Origin of the sequence: Streptomyces sp. NEAU-YJ-81 (assembly GCF_017592595.1) — a bacterium.
Taxonomy (GTDB): Bacteria; Actinomycetota; Actinomycetes; order Streptomycetales; family Streptomycetaceae; genus Streptomyces; species Streptomyces hygroscopicus_B.
In genome coordinates, this window is the sequence record NZ_JAGFNO010000001.1 from 1191904 (window position 1) to 1206057 (window position 14154).

Sequence of the window (14154 nt, forward strand, 5' to 3'; positions counted from 1 at the left end):
CGAGGTCGAAGAAGACAGCGAGGTTTCACACAATGCACGCCCCCCAGGTTGTCGTGGTCATGGGAGTGTCCGGAACGGGCAAGACCACGGTCGGCCCCCTGCTGGCGGAGGAGCTCGGCGTCCCGTACGCCGAGGCCGACGACTTCCACCCGCCGGCCAACATCGCCAAGATGTCGGCCGGGACCCCGCTGGACGACGACGACCGGCGCCCCTGGCTGGACGCCATAGGCGCCTGGGCCCACGACCACGCCGCGGGCGGGGGCGTGGTGAGCTGCTCCGCGCTCAAGCGGAAGTACCGCGATCGGCTGCGGTCCGCGGCGCCCGGCATCGTCTTCCTTCATCTGACCGGCGACCGCGAGCTGATCGCCGAGCGGATGAAGGAGCGCAAGGGCCACTTCTTCTCCGGGGAGCTGCTCGACTCCCAGCTCGCCACGCTCGAACCGCTGCGGCCGGACGAGTACGGCGTCGCCGTGGACGTCGGCCCGGAACCCGAGCTCATCACCGAGCGGGCCGCCGCCGAACTGCGGCGGCTCGAACACCAGTAACGCAGGTTAGGAATCCCCCGTGACCAGACTCAGCGTCGAGATGCTGGCAGCGGACACCGTCGACCCGATCACGTCGGCCGGTCACGCACAGCTGGGCATAGCCGTCCTCGTCGGCATAGCCGTTCTCGTCCTCCTCATCACCCAGACCAAGCTGCATGCCTTTCTGTCGCTGACGATCGGCTCGCTGGCGCTCGGCGCCGTCGCGGGAGCCCCGCTCGACAAGGTCATCACCAGCTTCTCGGCCGGCCTCGGGTCGACCGTCGCGGGCGTCGGCGTGCTGATCGCGCTCGGCGCGATCCTCGGCAAGCTGCTCGCCGACTCCGGGGGCGCCGACCAGATCGTCGACACGATCCTCGCCAAGGCGAGCAACCGGACGATGCCCTGGGCGATGGTGCTGATCGCGGGGATCATCGGGCTGCCGCTCTTCTTCGAGGTCGGCATGGTGCTGATGATCCCGGTGGTGCTGCTGGTCGCCAAGCGCGGCAACTTCTCCCTGATGCGGATCGGCATCCCGGCGCTCGCGGGCCTGTCCGTGATGCACGGCCTGGTGCCGCCGCACCCCGGCCCGCTCGCCGCGATCGACGCGGTCCACGCCGACCTGGGGATCACCCTGGCGCTCGGCGTCCTCATCGCCGTGCCCACCGCCATCATCGCGGGCCCGGTCTTCTCGCGCGTCGCCGACCGCTGGGTGCACGTCACCCCGCCGGACCGGCTGATGCCCACGCGGCCGTCGGAGGAGCTGAAGCGGCGTCCCGGGTTCGGCGTCACCGTGCTCACCGTGCTGCTCCCGGTCGTGCTGATGCTGATCAAGGCGCTCGTCGACATCGTGGTGGACGACCCGGAGAACACCGGCCAGCGCGTCGCGGACGTCATCGGCGCTCCCCTGATCGCGCTGCTGGCGGCGGTGATCGTGGGCATGTTCACCCTCGGCCGGGCCGCGGGCTTCACCCGGGACCGGATCTCCTCCACCGTGGAGCACTCGCTCGCGCCGATCGCCGGAATGCTGCTGATCGTCGCCGCGGGCGGCGGCTTCAAGCAGACCCTGATCGACATCGGCGTCGGCAAGATGATCATGGACATCTCGCAGGACTGGAACGTCTCCGCGCTGCTGCTCGCCTGGCTGATCGCGGTCGCCATCCGCCTCGCCACCGGCTCGGCGACGGTGGCCACGATCTCGGCCGCCGGGCTGATGACCCCGCTGGCCGCGGATATGTCGAGCACCCATGTGGCGCTGCTGGTGCTGTCCATCGGCGCCGGGTCGCTCTTCTTCAGCCATGTCAACGACGCGGGATTCTGGCTGGTCAAGGAGTACTTCGGGATGAGCGTGGGGCAGACGGTGCGGACCTGGTCGGTGATGGAGTCGATCATCTCCGTCGTCGGGCTCGTCTTCGTCCTGCTGCTGTCCCTGGTGATCTAGGAACTGGTGACTTGAGCACCGGAGAGGTACGTACGCCATGACGACACATCCGCTCTTCGACATCGCGGACCGCACCGCGCTGGTCACCGGCTCCAGCCGGGGCATCGGCCACGCCCTCGCGCGCGGTCTGGTGGAGGCCGGCTGCACGGTGGTGCTCAACGGGCGCGATCCGCACGCCCTCGAGAAGGCCGCCGCCGAGCTCGGCGGCGCCGACGCGGGGGTGCACACTGCCGCGTTCGACGTCACCGACGGCCCGGCCGTGGCCGCCGGTATCGCCGATGTGGAGGAGCGGGTGGGCCCGCTCGACATCCTGGTCAACAACGCCGGGATGCAGAACCGGGCGCCGCTGCTGGAGTTCACCGACGACGCCTGGCGGCAGATCCTGGACACCAACCTCACCAGTGCCTTCCTGGTGGGCCGGGAGACCGCCCGGCGGATGACCACACGCGGCCACGGCAAGATCGTCAACATCTGCTCCCTGCAGAGCGAGGTGGTCCGCCCCGGAATCGCCCCGTACTCGGCGACCAAGGGCGCACTGAAGATGCTCACCAAGGGCATGTGCGCGGACTGGGGCCGGTACGGGATCCAGGTCAACGGGCTCGGCCCCGGCTATATCGAGACCGAGCTGACCCGGCCGCTCGTCGAGGACGAGGAGTTCAGCTCCTGGGTGCGCGGACGGACCCCGGCGGGGCGCTGGGGCCGCACCGAGGACCTGGTCGGCGCGCTGCTCTATCTCGCCTCCCCCGCCGCGGACTTCGTGAGCGGACAGATCCTGTACGTCGACGGCGGCATGACGAGCGTGCTCTGAGCCCTGGCGGGCTCTGAACCCTGAAACCATATGAGGATGAGGAGGCTGGGCGGATGGTGCTGGGCTGTGTGATCCACGGACAGGGTGATCTGCGGATCGAGGAACTCCCCGAGCCGGAACCGGCGCCAGGGCAGGCGCTCGTGGCGATCCGGTACGGCGGGATCTGCGGATCCGATCTCCACTACCACCGGCACGGCGGGGTGGGCGACTTCCGGCTCCAGGAGCCGATGGTGCTCGGGCACGAGGTCGTCGGCACGGTCGTGGCGTACGGCGAGGGCGCGACCGGACCCGCGGTCGGCACCCCGGTCGCCGTCCACCCGGCCACGCCGTGCGGGGTGTGCCCGGAGTGCTCCGACGGCCGCGCCAACGTCTGCCGCGACACCCGCTATCTGGGTAGCGCCGCGCGCACCCCGCATGTCCAAGGCGGCTTCGCCTCCCAGATCGCCGTCCCGGCGGCGCAGCTCCGGGCCCTCCCCGAGGGGCTGGAGCCGCGCCGGGCCGCGCTCGCCGAACCGCTGGCCGTGGCGCTGCACGCGGTGCGGCGGGCGGGCCCGGTGAAGGGCCGCCATGTGCTGGTCACGGGCGCCGGTCCGATCGGCTGTCTGACCATCGCGGCGGCCCGAGCGGCGGGCGCGGCGACCATCACGGCGACCGATCTGCTGCCCCGCGCCCTGGAGTTCGCGGCGGCGGCCGGGGCGACGGCCTGCGTACGGGCCGACGACCCGGACGACCCGAACTGGCCCTCGGACGAGATGGACGTCGCGATCGAGGCGTCGGGCGTTGCGGCTGGGCTCGACACCTGTTTGCGCCGGGTGCGGCGCGGGGGAGTGGTGGTCCAGCTCGGCATGCTGCCGCCCGGGCAGAGCCCGTTCGCCGGAAACCTGCTGGTCGCCCGGGAGATCGAGCTGCGCGGCGCGCTCCGCTTCCACGCCGAGTTCGACGACGCGTTGCGGCTGTTGGCGGCCGACCCGTCGTTCGACGCGCTGATCAGCGGGGTGCGGCCGGCGCGGGAGGCGGTGGAGGCGTTCGGCCAGGCCGCCGACCGCGGCCAGTCGTGCAAGGTGCTGCTGGACTTCGCCAACTGATCGCGCCCTTTGCGGGGCGGGGGCGTGGGTGGTGCGCCTGCTGTTCGTGGTGGGTGCGGGTTCCGCTGGGTGCGGGTGGGTGGGTGGTGCGCCTGCTGTTTGTGGTGGGTGCCGGGGGCGGGGCCTCCGGTGCGGCGCCCTGGACCGCATATTTACGGCGCCGGTGCCCGGAGGCGTGGGGTGGGCCGGGGATTGGCGCCACAAATATGCGAAAGCGTCCAGGACACCACCCCTGCGACCCCACCCCCTCCTGTCTCACTCGCGGCTCCCCGCCGGTGGTGCGGGGCGCCTGTCCGTCCCGCGTTCGGGCCGGGCCGTGATTTCAGCCCCTCCGGCGTTTGAGGAGCGGGTCCGGGGCGGAGCCCGCTGTTCAGTCTCTCCGGCGTTTGAGGAGCGGGGTCCGGGGCGGAGCCCCGGTGGGGGTCCAGGGGGCGGAGCCCCATTCCGCGCGGCGGAGCCGCATATTGATGCTGTGGGAAGGGGCGGGGTGGGGACTTTCCGCCGGAGGCGCCCGCGGTCCGCACTCGGTATTCGGCCCCGGGGCCGGGTTGCGGCTCCCCGCCGGTGGCACGAGTCGCTTGCCGCCGTGGGGCGGTTAGCGGGCTGCCTGTCGGGTGTCGCGCTCAGCGAGTGGGTCGTACCCGCGCGCCGTCCGTCGCCCAGCAGACATAGCCGTCCGGGCGGATGAGGAAGGTGGCCGGGCCGGGGCCGTAGGCGGCGGCTAGGTGGCCGTCCGGGTCCAGGAGGTCGGGGTTCGGGCCGCCGGTGCGGATGGTGTGCAGGCATTCGGCCGCCGCCAGGGTGGGGGCGAGGCCCCCGAAGTCGGTGGCCGGCGGTGTCGCGTCGCCGAGGACCAGCAGGGTGAAGTGCGGCCCTCGCAGGACGTCGAAGAGGCGGACGGGTGTCCCGTCCGGCAGTGCGCACGGGGCGTCCGGGGCGCGGTCGCCCGCCCCTACCGGGCCCCGGTCCTCCCGGTCGTCCATGGCTAGCGGTCCGTCCTGGTAGGTCAGCCCCAGTTGGTGGACCTCCGTCGTTCGCCGTCGCCCCTCCGCGTCGCCCGACCGGTGCGCCCGGTGGATCCGCGTGCTGATGCCGAGCACCCCCGCCGCGACCGGCAGCCGCTCGGCCTCGTAGCTGTCGAGCAGCTCCGGATCCGCGCCGTGCCGCACCACCTGCCCGAGCTTCCAGCCGAGGTTGTACGCGTCCTGCACGCTGGTGTTGAGCCCCTGGCCGCCCGCCGGGGAGTGGATGTGGGCGGCGTCGCCGACCAGGAACACCCGGCCTTCGCGGAAGCGGTCCGCCATCGCCGCGCGGGGGGTGAAGGTCGAGGACCATCGCACATCGGTGGCGGTGAGATGGGTGCGGTCGGCGATTAGCTGCCGTACCGCCTCGGGGGAGGTGTCGGGGACGGCGCCCGGTTCGTCGTACTGCGCGGCGACCTGGAACTGGTCGGTCCCGGCGAGCGGGCACAGCCCGATGCCGCCGCCCTTCGCGTGCTGCCACACGTGCCAGCGGTCGCGGTCCAGTCCGGCGATCACCACGTCCGCGATCAGTGTCGGCGCCGGGTCGACCGTCTCGCCCGTCATGCCGATGCCGAGCGCCTTGCGGATGGTGCTGCGGCCGCCGTCGGCCGCCACGAGGTAGGCGGCGCGCGCGGTCCCGGCCGAGCCGTCGGCGTGGGCGAGGTGCGCCGTGACCCCGTGCGCGTCCTGCGCCAGGCCGGTGAGCGCGGTGCCGAACTCGACGCCGCCGCCCAGCTCTTCGAGTCGCGCGTAAAGGATCTCCACCGTCCGCCACTGCGGCAGCATCCAGATCTCGTGGTACGGCCGGTCCGGCCCCGGATCGGCCCGCTCGATCATCTGGAACTCCCCGAGCGGCCGCTCGTCCTGCCACCCCAGCATCGGCGGATACGGGCCGCCCGCCTCGCGTACGGCGCCGCTGACGCCGAGGTCGTCGAAGACCTCCTGGGTGCGGGGCTGCAGCCCCTTGCCGCGCGAACCCGGGAACAGCCCTTCGCCGCGCTCGACGACCCGGGCCCGCACCCCGCGCCGGGCCAGATCGATGGCGAGGGTGAGCCCGGCCGGACCGGCCCCGACGATCAGTACGTCCACGGGTGAGACGTCCTTAACGTTGTTAAGTTGCATGGTGGAGAGCGTGCGCTTAACGGCGTTAAGTTGTCAAGGGGCCCCTCGTGAGCGGAGAGAATGACCGGATGGCGACGACGCGACTCGACCGGACCCTCGTGGTGGACACCGCCCTGCGGCTGCTGAACGAGGTGGGCCTCGAAGGGCTGACCCTGCGCCGCATCGCCAAGGAGCTGAACGTCCAGGCCCCCGCCCTGTACTGGCACTTCAAGAACAAGCAGGCGCTGCTCGACGAGATGAGCACCGCCATGTACCGGCGTATGTATGAGACGTACGGCGACCTCGGTGACGTCACCTGGCAGGAGCGGCTCATCGAGGTCCACCGCGCCCTGCGCCGGGCCCTGCTCGGCTACCGCGACGGCGCGAAGGTCTTCAGCGGCAGCCGGTTCACCGGCACCGACCACGCCGGGCCGCAGGAGGAGCACCTGCGCACCTTCGTCGCGGCGGGCTTCACGCCGAGCGCCGCCGCCCGCGCCTCGTTCATCGCGTACAGCTTCACGCTCGGCTTCGTGATCGAGGAGCAGTCGGTCGAGCCCCGGCCGGGCGAGCGGGCCCCGGGCTACGACGTCACCGAGCGCGAGGAGCGCATGGCCGCCGAGGGCTACGAGCTGTCGGCGGAGGTGAGCGCGGACCTGTTCCAGGACTACGAGGCGCGCTTCGAGGAGGGGCTGCGCACCGTCGTGGCGGGTATCGAGGCGACCCTGGCCCCGGCGGGCTCGCGGTAGGGCGCAGCTCACCCGCGCCGGAACGCCTCCCAGTCCAGGAGCTCGTTCGGCATGGGCGTCCCCGTTGCGACGTGCGCTGCTGAGCTGGGGCGTCGGGCACCGCGGTATCGCGGTGCCCAACGCCTGACGGATGATCCGCCCAGTTCTTAAGCGTCACCGGACGGCGACGGTCTCCGTGGTCTCCGCCGCCTCCACGATGGCGGGGTCTGAGCCCTTCGGCCCGCGAAGAGCGACGTAGACGAGCAGCACGCCCATGACGGCGGCTCCTACCCACATGGCCTGCTGCCAGCCGTCGACGAAGGACTGCTGCGCGGTGTGGATCAGGTCCTGGGCGTGGCTGCCAGTGCTCGGGGCCACCTCGACGGCGTTGGCAATGCCTTCGTGTGCGGTGTCCGCGGCCCCCTGGGGGATGCCGCCGAGCTTGTCGTCGATGGCGCTGCGGTAGCCGTTGGCCAGGAGCGCGCCGAGCATCGCGACGCCAAGGGCGGTGCCGAATTCGCGGGTGACGTCGTTGAGGGCGGAGGCCACGCCCTGCTTGGCGCGGGGCAGCGAGCTGGTGATGGCCTCGGTGGACGGCGTCATCGACAGGCCCATGCCGATGCCCATGGCGAGCATGCCGGCCAGGATGGACAGGTAGCCGCCGTCGACGGACACGAACAGCGCCATCAGCGCGAGGCCGACGGTGGCCAGGGCGACGCCCACGGTCATGGTGGAGCGGGCGCCGATCTTGGCAGCCATCTTCGGGGCCAGGCCGGAAGCCATCATCATCATGATCGCCATCGGCATCATCGCCACCGTGGACAGCAGACCCGACCAGCCGAGGACGGCCTGGAAGAACGGGAACAGCACTACGGCGATACCGGCCTGGACGCCGAAGACGACGAGCAGCGTGATCGAGCCGCTGGCCAGGCCGCGCTCCCGGAACAGGCGTACGTCCAGCAAGGATGCGTCGCGGCGGCGAAGCTCCCAGGCCACGAACACGATCGCGGCGATCACGCCGACGGCCAGGCTGATCAGGGTGATCGAGTCGGTCCAGCCGCGCTCCGGGCCTTCCTGCAGCACGAAGATCAGGCCGATGACGGAGATGGTCGACACCAGCGCGCCGATGGTGTCGAACGAATGGGAGGAGCGTTCACGGGAGTTGGGCACCGACTTGAACGTCATCGCCAGCGCGATCACGACCAGGACCACGGGCAGCACGAACAGCCACCGCCAGTCCGCGACGTCCACCAGGAGCGCGGAAAGGAACATGCCCAGGATGCCGCCACCTCCCGCGACACCGGTCCACACGCCGATCGCCTTGCCCCGTTCTTCCTCGGGGAACGTCGAGGTGATGACGGCCAGCGTGATCGGCATGATCATCGCGGCACTGATGCCCGCGGCCACACGGGCGCCGATCATCACCCCGGCCGACGGGGCGAGCCCCGCGACGACGCTCGCGGCACCGAAGATGATCAGGCCGGTGATCAGCATGGGCTTGCGGCCCAGCCGGTCACCGATCGCGCCCAGCGGCAGCAGCAGCGCGGCCAGAGCGAGGGTGTAGATATTGATGATCCACAGGACGGTGGTCTGCGAAGCGCCCCACTCGACGGCCATGTGGGTCTGTGCGACGTTCAGGCCGGACACCGAGGCGATGACGGCCATCAGCGCGATCGACACGGTGATCAGGATCGCGCGCAGCTGACGCGCATCCGGCGTACCCCCGCCGCTCACTGGCACGGCCGCCGCCTGGGGAGGCTGGTTGCTACTCATGATTTCCTTCCGAAAAGGGCATGCGGAATCAGCGCCGGGACAGGGCCGGTCGCCAAGGGGGTGAAGCAGGAGGGCAGTTCGCCGCGCGGAGGGCTGGGCGGTCGCGCGGTTCAGCTACGGCAGCGGGAGTGTCAGGCGGGAGCGTTCTCGGCCTGGGCGGCGGCGAGGGCCGCGTCGGTGTCGGCAGCCGCGAGCAGGGCGTTGATGTGGGATCCGGCCAGGGCTCCGGCCGCGGCGGACGCGCCGACCTGAGCGGTGAGGTCGGTTGCGTTTCCGGCGACCCATACGCCGGGGACGTCGGTGGTACCGGCCATGGCGGAGGCGAAACGGCGGCCCATGTTGTCGGGCAGGTCCTCCATCGGCAGCTTCAGCCCGTCCAGGCCCTCGGCGCGGGCCTGCATCTGCGTGGCGACCGCGATCACGCGCCGGGCGACGAAGGAGCCGTCGACCAGGCGCAGACCGGCGAGAGCCCCGTCCTCCTCGACGACTTCCCGCACCCCGGTCTCGACGATGCGGATGTTGCGGGCGGCGAACCGGGCGCGGGTGTCCGCATCGAGGGCGGTGCCGTTCGTGAAATAGACCAGATCGTCGGTGAGCTGACGGAACAGCAGTGCGTGGTGGAGGGAGGCGGGGCTGGTGGCGAGGATGCCGATCGGCTCGTCGCGGACCTCCCAGCCGTGGCAGTAGGGGCAGTGCACAACGGAGTGGCCCCAGCGCTCGGCCAGACCCGGCACGTCGGGCAGCACGTCGCGCAGGCCGGTAGCCACCAAGACGCGGCGCGCGGTCACGCTGCGGCCGTCGGTGAGGGTGACGGTGAAGCGCAGGTCCCCATCGACGGGGTCGGCGGGCGCGGCGGCGGCGACTTCGCCGAAGACGATCTGGCCGCCGTACTGGCGGACCTGCGCCCGGCCGCGCTTGAGGATCTCGGGCGGCGGGGTGCCGTCCAGGACGATGAAGCCGTGCATGGCTGCGGCGGGCGCGTTGCGCGGGGTGCCGCTGTCGATGACGACGACCGAGCGGCGTGAGCGTGCGAGCATGAGTGCACCGTTCAGGCCGGCGGCGCCGCCGCCGACGACCACCGCGTCCACGGTGTCGGTGGGCAGGGTGTCGCTCTCGTAGCGGGAAGTCTGCGCAGACACGTCGCGCCCTTTCGTCGTACGTGGCCCCCGTGCTGGACCATCCGCATTCGACGTTAAGCCCACCTTGCAGCAAGGGCATACCATGTTGCCTATGACGCAAGAAGATGGGCAGCTGGACAGCCTCGTGCGCAAACGGATCCGTGCCCTGCGGGTCGCGCAGGGGTGGTCCCTGGAGGAACTCGCCTCCCGTGCCAAGCTCAGCCAGTCCTCGCTGAGCCGGATCGAGAACGGTCAGCGCCGCCTCGCCCTGGACCAGCTTGTGACTATCGCCCGCGCTCTGGACACGACGCTGGACCAGCTCGTGGAGAACGCGGCCGACGACGTCGTCATCAGCCCGATGATCGACGGCACCCACGGCCTGATGCGCTGGCCGATAAAGGGCGACCCCGGCATGAGCGTCATGCGTCAGCGGATGACCGAACCCCCGCCGGACAACCCGGCCCGCATGCGTGCTCACCCGGGCCGCGAATGGCTTGTCGTGCTCTCCGGTACGGCGATCCTGATGCTCGGGCACCGACGGTTCCGGATCGAGACGAACCAGGCTGCCGAGTTCCCCACCATGATGCCGCACGCGATCGGCGCCGAGGGCGGACCGTGCGAGATCATGGGGATCTTCGACCGAGATGCCCGCCGCGGCCACCAGCGCGACGCAGGCGAGAACGGCGGGTGCGACGGCGCGAAGGGGCCCTGCGAGTAGCACCCGCGGGACGGGGGCTGCGCCGCCACACGAGGGATGATCTTGCGTGGCGGGCAGCACATCGGGCGACCTTGTTGCCTAGTACGCAAGAGGTCGTGCGGTTCACGCATGGAGTACTTACGGTGGGGCCATGACCCCAGGACGCGAACACACCCCGCACCATGGCGGCTCGCACGGCCACCACCACGAGCAGCACGACGACAGCGGCCAGGCGGAAATCCTCGACCTGGACGCCGAGGTCCTCGCCGAGCACATCGCGGACATCACCGCCTGGCTGCCCTTGAAGGCCGAGCCGCGCCAGATCGTGGACCTGGGCTGCGGCACCGGCGCGGGTACCTTCGCGCTCGTCGAACGCTTCCCCGATGCACATGTCACCGCCGTCGATACCTCTGCCGGCCACCTGCAGCTGCTGCGGGAGAAGGCGTGCGCCCGCGGCGTGCAGGACCGGGTGCGCACCGTGCAGGCCGACCTCGACACCAACCACTGGCCTGACCTCGGCACACCCGACCTGGTGTGGGCCTCGGCGTCGATGCATCACCTGGCCCACCCCACGCGGGCACTGGCCGGCGTGCACGAACTCCTCGCGCCGGGCGGCCTGTTCGCGGTCGTCGAGCTGGACGGCTTCCCCCGGTTCCTGCCCGCCGACGCCCCCGAAGAGCGGCCCGGACTCGAGGAGCGCGCGCATGCCGCGACCGACAGCTTCCACGCCGAGCACGTCCCGCACCGTGGCGCCGACTGGGGGCCGATGCTGACCGCCGCCGGGTTCGCCGTCGAGGACGAGCGCACCATCACCGTCAACATCGCAGGCAGCCGCAGCGAGACCATCGGCCGCTACGCCCTGGGAAGCCTGCAGCGCATCCGCGGCGTCGCCGCCCCCGCGCTCGACGCCGCGGACCTTGCCGCACTCGACGAACTCCTGGACGAAAGCGGCCCGAAGAGCATCCTGCGCCGCGACGACCTCACCGTGCGGACCGAGCGCACCGTGTGGGCCGCGCGCCGCGCCTGACCCCGGCTGCCCGGCTTGCCTGCCGGGCAGCAACCGCACCCCCTTACTTGCCTGATACGCAACCACTGCCGCGCACCGGCGTGCGCGTCGTCGGGCTGAGCAACCATGCCCGCGCACGCCTCACGCAGCGCTACCTGCCGCGACCCCATGGCGCGGTGGAGAGGAAGAGAGCACCCCCATGACTGCACCGCAGATTCCCGCCGACTACGACGCCTGGCGCGAGGGCCGGTGGGAGGAGATCGCCGGAGTCAACGGGAAAGGCACGGTCACCGCCAAGGCCAAGATCAGCGGCCACGATGCGCACACGCTGGACGGCCTGCCCGGCATCTGGACCACCACCGAAACCGGCGCGCTGACCGTGACGGCCAAGGCCGCCGACGGCGTGCGCGTCAACGGCGAAACGGTCGACGGCACCGCCGAAGTCCCCTCCGGCGCCAAGCTGGACTTTCCCGGCGGCCTGAACGGGTTCGCCGGCGGAGCCGACGGCTTCTATGGCGTCATCGTCATGGACCAGACTCGCGTGGAGCACTCCGGCCTCAGCGGCGTCGACCGCTTCCCCTACGACCCCACGTGGGTGTTCGAGGGCCACTACCGGGCCGCGGAGACGGGGCGTCGGATCGAGGTGGAACGGCTGACCGCGCCGCGGTCGACGGAAGCGATCCTGGCCCCCGTCGACTTGGTCGTGACCACTCAGGGCACCGAGTACGTCCTGGCCGTGCTGGAGGAGTCGCCCGGCCAGCGCCTGGTCATCTTCACCGACGAGACCAACGGCGATTCGACGCCGCAGATCGGCCGCTGGCTGGTCCTGCCGCTGCTGGAGCCCGGCTCCGCGGTGACCGTCGACTTCAACAAGGCGACCCTCTCGCACCACCACCTGAATCAGGAGGTGTTCGTCTGTCCGCTCTCGCCGCCCGGCAACCACCTGCCGATGCGCATCGAGGTCGGCGAGCGCGCCCTCATTCACGCTGCCGACCAGGGCTGACCCCACCTCAATCCATCCGCTGTTCACCGCAGTTCGTACCGAAGGAAGAACCCGCATGAGCCAGGAACTCAAGGACAAGGCCGTCGCCTACCTCCGCGCGCTGGAGAACCGGGATTGGAAGGCCGCCCGCGCGATGTGTGCCGAGACGACGACGGTGTGGCACAACGACGGCAAGGGCGAGCAGTCGATCGAGGAGAACATCGCCGGGATGGAGGGGCAGATCGAATCCATCGAGTTGATGCGCTACGACATCACCCGCCAGTTCTCACAGCCCGGCGAAGTCCTCCAGCAGCACGTGGTGCACGTCGCCACCGCCAACGGCATGCGCGGCGAGGTCCACGCCGCGGTGTACTTCCGCTTCGACGACAAGGGTCTGATCACCCGCATCGAGGAATACGCGAACTTCATCCCCGCAGGCCAAGACAACTAAAACGGCGAAAGCGTCCATCCACCGTCGTCACCGCGCTACGGAAGCCGCTGCGCGGTGCGACCCCCATCCAGTCGGAGCCCCTCGCGGCTCCGCCAAGCGCCCGATCAAGAATCTCGTTCTGCATCGGCTGCAACAGCGGCCCTGCTATCGCACGCTCACGCCACGCTTCAAGCCTTTCGGAACTACTCGTCTAGGGGGATCCCTCATTGTGATGTCCGATGCCATGACAGGTCTGGACCAGTCGTGGCACCCTGTCGGCGACAAAGCGTCAGACAACGTTGTCCGACGCTCTCGGGTACCTCCAACGGACTTGGAGCTCACCGCATGAGACGTGTCGCCACCTTATTCAGCGCCCTCACCCTCGCCACTCTCGGCTGGACCGCCGGAACCGCCGCCCACGCGGCCCCCTCCGCCGAGGGAGCCGGAACCTCCGTCTCCACCGAGGAGCAGCGCGCCGCCGCCCGCTTCTGGACGACGGACCGGCTGCGCGCCGCCCAGGACGTCACCGCCCTGCCCGCCGCCCGCACCGCGAAACTCGCGACCGCCCCGCCCACTACGGGCGAGCGGGTGAGCGTGCCCCCGCTGCCGGGTCCCGCAGCGTCCACCTCCGCGCCCTCGACCCGGGCCACCTCCCCCACCGCCTGGACGGGTGGCGGCCTGATCAGCACCACGGCGGGCAAGGTCTTCTTCCAGAACGCCTCGGGTGGCACCTTCGCCTGCTCGGCCACCGTCGCCAACAGCGACAACCGGTCCGTCGTGCTCACCGCCGGCCACTGCGTCGTGGACGCGGCCACCGGCACGGGCTACCGCAACTGGGTCTTCATCCCGGGCTACAACAACGGCAACCGCCCCTACGGCACCTTCTCCGCCCGCAGTCTGTTCTGGGAGCCCCAGTACGTCTCCACGCGGGGCAACGCCAACTGGGACTACGCCTTCGCCGTCATGAACACGTTGAACGGCCGCACCCTGGCCGAGACCGTGGGCGCGCAGGGCATCGCCTTCAACTCGCAGACCGGCCGCCATGTCCACTCCTTCGGCTACGGAGGCTCCGCCGCCGAGGGCAACGGCGAGCGGCTGAACCACTGCGAGGGCAATGAGTTCGCCGACGCGGGCCGCCCCGGCTCCACGATGTGGGGCATCGACTGCGTCCAGACCGGAGGGTCCAGCGGCGGCGGCTTCCTCGCCGACTTCTCGGGCGGCGGGGGCTATCTGATCGGCAACATCAGCGTCAGCGCCGGTGCGAACGAATACCACCCGACGCTGGGCAACGAGGCCCTCGACCTCTACCGGCGGGCGGGCGCCGCCTAGGCTCACCACCAGGCCCACCACCAGGCCCACCACTGGGCTCGCCACCCACCTTGTACGGCCCGCCCTCTCCGTCCCCGACCAGGAGGAGGGGGCGGGGCACTCGCCGCCGGGCGCCC

General features: G+C 71.0%; 13 protein-coding genes. 10 read left to right on the top strand and 3 right to left on the bottom strand.

The genetic code is table 11. The annotated features are described in order from the left end of the window. Positions 1-32 precede the first annotated feature (32 nt). From J5X86_RS05170 to J5X86_RS05185, 4 genes are read left to right on the top strand one after another with little or no spacing between them, the layout of a single operon-like run. Complete coding sequence (locus J5X86_RS05170; protein WP_208515557.1) at positions 33-545, top strand: gluconokinase; 513 nt, start codon at positions 33-35, stop codon at positions 543-545. Between the two features lie 19 nt (positions 546-564). After that, positions 565-1962 carry a gluconate:H+ symporter gene (locus J5X86_RS05175; protein WP_208515558.1) on the top strand — a complete coding sequence of 466 codons (1398 nt, stop codon included), beginning with the start codon at positions 565-567 and terminating at the stop codon, positions 1960-1962. A gap of 37 nt (positions 1963-1999) precedes the next feature. Continuing rightward, on the top strand, positions 2000-2770 hold the full coding sequence (locus J5X86_RS05180; RefSeq protein ID WP_208515559.1) for an SDR family oxidoreductase: 771 nt from the start codon (positions 2000-2002) through the stop codon (positions 2768-2770). A gap of 53 nt (positions 2771-2823) precedes the next feature. Continuing rightward, on the top strand, positions 2824-3855 hold the full coding sequence (locus J5X86_RS05185; protein WP_208515560.1) for an L-idonate 5-dehydrogenase: 1032 nt from the start codon (positions 2824-2826) through the stop codon (positions 3853-3855). Positions 3856-4478: 623 nt separating this feature from the next. On the opposite strand, the gene J5X86_RS05190 is transcribed toward J5X86_RS05185, so the two are convergent. Next, entirely contained in the window at positions 4479-5999 is a 1521-nt protein-coding gene (locus tag J5X86_RS05190; protein WP_208515561.1) for an FAD-dependent oxidoreductase, read from the bottom strand. A 68-nt stretch (positions 6000-6067) separates the two neighbouring features. Here J5X86_RS05190 and J5X86_RS05195 point away from each other — a divergent pair, with 68 nt between their 5' ends. Then, positions 6068-6724, top strand: a complete 657-nt coding sequence (locus J5X86_RS05195; protein ID WP_208515678.1) for a TetR/AcrR family transcriptional regulator C-terminal domain-containing protein — start codon at positions 6068-6070, stop codon at positions 6722-6724. A 153-nt stretch (positions 6725-6877) separates the two neighbouring features. On the opposite strand, the gene J5X86_RS05200 is transcribed toward J5X86_RS05195, so the two are convergent. Both J5X86_RS05200 and J5X86_RS05205 read right to left on the bottom strand, forming a co-directional pair. Further along, positions 6878-8476, bottom strand: coding sequence for an MFS transporter (locus J5X86_RS05200; RefSeq protein ID WP_208515562.1), 1599 nt, complete (start codon positions 8474-8476; stop codon positions 6878-6880). Between the two features lie 131 nt (positions 8477-8607). Next, positions 8608-9615, bottom strand: coding sequence for an NAD(P)/FAD-dependent oxidoreductase (locus J5X86_RS05205; protein WP_308124443.1), 1008 nt, complete (start codon positions 9613-9615; stop codon positions 8608-8610). A 91-nt stretch (positions 9616-9706) separates the two neighbouring features. Here J5X86_RS05205 and J5X86_RS05210 point away from each other — a divergent pair, with 91 nt between their 5' ends. From J5X86_RS05210 to J5X86_RS05230, 5 genes are all read left to right on the top strand, one after another. Then, positions 9707-10312: an XRE family transcriptional regulator gene (locus tag J5X86_RS05210; RefSeq protein WP_208515564.1), complete on the top strand. Its 606-nt coding sequence runs from the start codon at positions 9707-9709 to the stop codon at positions 10310-10312. A gap of 130 nt (positions 10313-10442) precedes the next feature. Next, positions 10443-11318 (top strand): trans-aconitate 2-methyltransferase, encoded by an 876-nt coding sequence (locus J5X86_RS05215; RefSeq protein ID WP_208515565.1) that lies wholly within the window; start codon positions 10443-10445, stop codon positions 11316-11318. A gap of 178 nt (positions 11319-11496) precedes the next feature. After that, on the top strand, positions 11497-12300 hold the full coding sequence (locus J5X86_RS05220) for a DUF1684 domain-containing protein (RefSeq protein WP_208515566.1): 804 nt from the start codon (positions 11497-11499) through the stop codon (positions 12298-12300). Positions 12301-12355: 55 nt separating this feature from the next. Beyond that, entirely contained in the window at positions 12356-12730 is a 375-nt protein-coding gene (locus J5X86_RS05225; protein WP_208515567.1) for a nuclear transport factor 2 family protein, read from the top strand. Between the two features lie 324 nt (positions 12731-13054). Next, positions 13055-14038: a hypothetical protein gene (locus tag J5X86_RS05230; protein WP_208515568.1), complete on the top strand. Its 984-nt coding sequence runs from the start codon at positions 13055-13057 to the stop codon at positions 14036-14038. Positions 14039-14154 lie beyond the last annotated feature (116 nt).

Bases quoted from the DNA above. Each gene is read 5' to 3' on its own strand.
- J5X86_RS05225 (WP_208515567.1), top strand. From the start codon at position 12,356: ATGAGCCAGGAACTCAAGGACAAGGCCGTCGCCTACCTCCGCGCGCTG.
- J5X86_RS05215 (WP_208515565.1), top strand. From the start codon at position 10,443: ATGACCCCAGGACGCGAACACACCCCGCACCATGGCGGCTCGCACGGC.
- J5X86_RS05200 (WP_208515562.1), bottom strand. From the start codon at position 8,476: ATGAGTAGCAACCAGCCTCCCCAGGCGGCGGCCGTGCCAGTGAGCGGC.
- J5X86_RS05190 (WP_208515561.1), bottom strand. From the start codon at position 5,999: ATGCAACTTAACAACGTTAAGGACGTCTCACCCGTGGACGTACTGATC.
- J5X86_RS05185 (WP_208515560.1), top strand. From the start codon at position 2,824: ATGGTGCTGGGCTGTGTGATCCACGGACAGGGTGATCTGCGGATCGAG.
- J5X86_RS05210 (WP_208515564.1), top strand. From the start codon at position 9,707: ATGACGCAAGAAGATGGGCAGCTGGACAGCCTCGTGCGCAAACGGATC.
- J5X86_RS05195 (WP_208515678.1), top strand. From the start codon at position 6,068: ATGGCGACGACGCGACTCGACCGGACCCTCGTGGTGGACACCGCCCTG.
- J5X86_RS05180 (WP_208515559.1), top strand. From the start codon at position 2,000: ATGACGACACATCCGCTCTTCGACATCGCGGACCGCACCGCGCTGGTC.
- J5X86_RS05230 (WP_208515568.1), top strand. From the start codon at position 13,055: ATGAGACGTGTCGCCACCTTATTCAGCGCCCTCACCCTCGCCACTCTC.
- J5X86_RS05170 (WP_208515557.1), top strand. From the start codon at position 33: ATGCACGCCCCCCAGGTTGTCGTGGTCATGGGAGTGTCCGGAACGGGC.
- J5X86_RS05220 (WP_208515566.1), top strand. From the start codon at position 11,497: ATGACTGCACCGCAGATTCCCGCCGACTACGACGCCTGGCGCGAGGGC.